The sequence below is a fragment of the Actinomyces polynesiensis genome, from assembly GCF_000820725.1.
GTDB classification, from domain to species: domain Bacteria; phylum Actinomycetota; class Actinomycetes; order Actinomycetales; family Actinomycetaceae; genus Pauljensenia; species Pauljensenia polynesiensis.
In genome coordinates, this window is sequence record NZ_CCXH01000117.1 from 1 (window position 1) to 3605 (window position 3605).

3 protein-coding genes, 1 tRNA gene and 1 pseudogene are annotated in these 3605 nt (G+C 72.3%); 3 read left to right on the forward strand and 2 right to left on the reverse strand.

Features of this window, described 5'->3' with window-relative positions; genetic code table 11:
- Positions 1-41: 41 nt before the first annotated feature.
- Positions 42-332, reverse strand: coding sequence for a DUF1540 domain-containing protein (locus tag TA90_RS05580; protein ID WP_043535028.1), 291 nt, complete (start codon positions 330-332; stop codon positions 42-44).
- Between the two features lie 337 nt (positions 333-669).
- A tRNA-Leu gene (locus TA90_RS05585) sits at positions 670-756 on the reverse strand.
- A gap of 199 nt (positions 757-955) precedes the next feature.
- Between TA90_RS05585 and TA90_RS05590 the strand changes: the two genes are divergently transcribed.
- From TA90_RS05590 to TA90_RS05600, 3 genes and pseudogenes are all read left to right on the forward strand, one after another.
- Positions 956-1651, forward strand: a complete 696-nt coding sequence (locus TA90_RS05590) for a DsbA family oxidoreductase (RefSeq protein WP_043535029.1) — start codon at positions 956-958, stop codon at positions 1649-1651.
- Complete coding sequence (locus TA90_RS05595) at positions 1651-2775, forward strand: GNAT family N-acetyltransferase (RefSeq protein ID WP_074015316.1); 1125 nt, start codon at positions 1651-1653, stop codon at positions 2773-2775. Before TA90_RS05590 ends, TA90_RS05595 begins: the two co-directional genes overlap by 1 nt.
- Positions 2776-2883: 108 nt before the next feature.
- A pseudogene (locus tag TA90_RS05600) lies at positions 2884-3605 on the forward strand (hypothetical protein); the annotation flags it as partial.

Here is a 3605-nt window from a genome sequence, read left to right on the forward strand (position 1 = left end):
ACGGAGGTCCGTGGACACCCGAGGTGGACGAGGCCGGCGGATCAGCGCGCCGTATAGGTCAGGCAGTCGGCGGTGTCGGCGCCGATGCGCACGGAGGGCGCCGTGCACTCGAGGCTGGAGTTGTGCGTGCAGTCGGCCTTCGAGCAGGCCCCGACGAAGCTCGTCACGCGGTCCAGCCCTCCCTTCACCCCCAGGGGGATGAAGGTCTGGCAGGTGGCGTCCGGGGTGGACCCGATCGTCACGGCCGCGGCCGAGCAGGAGTTCGTGTGGTTGTAGGAACACGCCGAGACGGTGCAGTCGAGGACGTGGGGCAGTTCGAGTGTGCTGGACATCGTGGTACCTCCGGTTCGGTCCGTGCCGTGCTGTCCCCTCCACCATGGCCGGGGTGGCACCACCTGTCAGGGGACCGGAGGGATGCGCAGGTCGGAGGGCATGCGACAGGGATGGTCGTGGCGCCGGCGCAGTGCATTTCGGTACCGCCGACGTGTGCCAATCCTGTGAGGTGGACCTCACCCGGGGTGTGACCGGACCTCGGCGGGCCGGACGCCCGTGTACCCGACGACGGTGGGCCACACGGCGGCGGGGCGGCCCCGCCCCCCCGGTCGGACGCCGTTCACGACGCCCGGCTCGGGAGGGGCGTGGGACCGCCCCGGACCTGCAACAACTCTGTGCGCGGAGGGGGACTTGAACCCCCACCCTCGTATAAGGAGGACTAGCACCTCAAGCTAGCGCGTCTGCCTATTCCGCCACCCGCGCAGGTGACCACGACATGTCCGAAGGACTCGTCGGGAGCGGGAAGACTCTAACACGGGGCACCCGCGCACCACCAAATCAGGCACGGACGCACCCCCCCCCCGGGCACACCCCGGGAGGGAGTGTCCCGCACAGCGGGGAGCCCCGGCAGACGACGCGGGGAGCACCACTATGGTTGGGGCATCCGATCATTGGGAGTGAGATGCACATCGACGTCTGGACCGACGTTGCCTGCCCGTGGTGCTACCTCGGGATCCGTCACCTGCGGTCCGCACTGGCCGGCTTTGAGCACGCCGGGGAGGTCGAGGTGGTCGCGCACGCGTACTTCCTCGACCCCGAGCTCTCCGAGCGTTCCGACCTCTCCGAGGCCGAGTACCTGATGGACCACAAGGGCCTCACCGAGGAGCAGGTGGCGCAGGCCCACGGCCGCCTCGGGTCGTTGGGGACCGCGGAGGGACTGTCCTTCGACTTCGACCACCTGGTCGTCACGCCGACCTCGAACGCGCACCGTGTGGTCGCCGCCGCCCGGGAGTACGACCTCGCAGCGGCCACGGAGACCGGGCCCGACACCCTCCAGCTGCGTCTGCTGGAGGCGATCGACCGGGCACACTTCGAGATGGGCCTGGACGTGGCGGACGCGGACGTCCTCATCGGCTGCGCCCAGGACGTCGGCATGGCCGCGGAGGACGTCGTCGCCGCACTGGCGGACGAGCAACGGGCCTCCGAGGTCTTCTCGGACTACCAGATCGCCGTGCAGATGGGCATCGAGTCCGTCCCGACGCTGCTCATCGACCGCAGGTTCGTCGTCCAGGGCGCCCAGCCCGTGACCGCACTGTCCAACGCCCTGGCCACCGCCTGGGAGCAGGGGCACACGGACGGCACCCGGGAGGCCCACTGATGGCCACGACCCCCTTCACCGTCCCGGGTGACACGATCCGCCTCGTCCCCCTGGACCCCGCGGACGCCGCCGACGTGCACCGCGCCGTCCAGGACCCGGAGATCCCCCGATGGACCACCGTGCCCTCGCCCTACTCCGTGGCCGACGCCGAGGAGTGGACGGCGGGGGCCGCCGCCCGGTGGGCCGACGGGTCCGCGCACTGGGCGATCCGCCGGACCCACGACGACGCGTTCCTCGGGGCGCTCACGCTCCTCCCCGTCGGCACGGACACCTGGGAGCTCGGGTACTGGATGGGTGCGGACCACCGCGGACACGGGTACATGACCGAGGCCGTCCGTCTCGCCACCGGCGCCGCCTTCGAGCAGCTGGGCGCCACGCGCGTCCAGTGGGGTGCCTTCGTCGGCAATTGGGCGTCCTGGAAGCCCGTGTGGCGCAACGGGTTCCGTCGTGAGGGCGTGCGTCGAGCCCTCACCGACCCGGACGGGACCGTCCACGACCACTGGACCGCGTCGATCGTCCGGGGCGACCTCATGCACCCCGTCGCCCCCTGGGACGGACCCGGCGCGCACGGCGCGGACATGGGCCCCGCCCTGGACCCCTCGCGCCCGCAGGAGCTGGTGGCCCAGTTCCACCGCACCTACTCCATGCCGGACCGCCTCGCGGAGGGTGCCGCCCCCACCCTCGACTACGGGCGTCTGGGCATGCGCATCAGCCTGGTCGCGGAGGAGTTCTCCGAGCTCATCGGCGCCGTCTACGGGCCGGCGGCCCGGGCCGAGGTCGAGGCCGGCGTGACCCGGGCCCTCGCAGCCGACGACTCCACCCGCGACATCGTGGAGACCGCCGACGCCCTGGCGGACCTCGTCTACGTGATCTACGGCATGGCGATCGAGTCCGGCATCGACCTGGACGCGGTCCTCGCCGAGGTGCAGGCCTCCAACCTCTCCAAGCTCATGCCGGACGGCTCCGTCCTGCTGCGCTCCGACGGCAAGGTGCTCAAGGGTCCGGACTTCTTCCGTCCGAACGTGCGTCGTGCCCTCGGTCTCCCGGAGGAGACACCCGGAGCCCCCACCGGCGAGGTGCGTCCGGCGCCCGCGGACACCGACGGACGCGCCCGCGCGTCCTGAGGCGGACCGCCCCCCGTGTGCCCTCCTTCTGCCGCCCGGGCGGGGAGGTGACGACCGGGGGCGTCGCCCTCGTCAGTTCCCATGCCCGTGACCCATCCGGAGGACACCATGCTCGACCCGTCCAACCCCCTCGCCCGCCCCTCCACGCTGCCCTTCGGCCTGCCCGACTACGCGGCCATCACCCCCGCCGACCTCGACGCCGCGGTGCGGGAGGGCATGGCCGCACAGCGTCAGGAGTGGGAGGCCGTCGCCACCGACCCCGACGGGCCGACGGTCGACAACACGCTCGTCGCCCTGGACCGGTCCGGTGCGCTGCTGGACCGGGCCACCGGGGTGCTGTGGACACTCGCCTCCAGCATCGGGGGCGAGGAGTACGACTCGCTCCTGGAGACCTTCTCCCCGCTGCTCGCGGCCCACGCGAGCGCCTTCACACTCGACGCGCGCCTGTACGAGCGCTTCCGTGTCCTCGGCGCCCGCACCGACCTGGACCCCGAGACCGCGTGGGTCGTCCACCGCCGTCTGCGCGAGTTCGAGCGCCTCGGTGTCGCACTGGCGGAGGAGGACCAGCAGCGCCTGCGCGACATCGACCAGCGTCTCGCCTCCGCACAGGCCGACGTGGAGGTCCGCATCTCCCGCCAGCTCGAGCGCACGGGTCTGGAGGGGGACGACCCCGCCGGGCTCGGGGGGCTGGACGACGCCACGACCGCGCTGTACGAGGAGGCAGGTCGCACCCGCGGGCACCGGTGGTTCATCCCCTGCCGCAACTTCTCCACCCAGCTGGACCAGGCGGTGCTGCGCGACCCCCGGGTCCGGCGTGCCCTCCTGGAGGT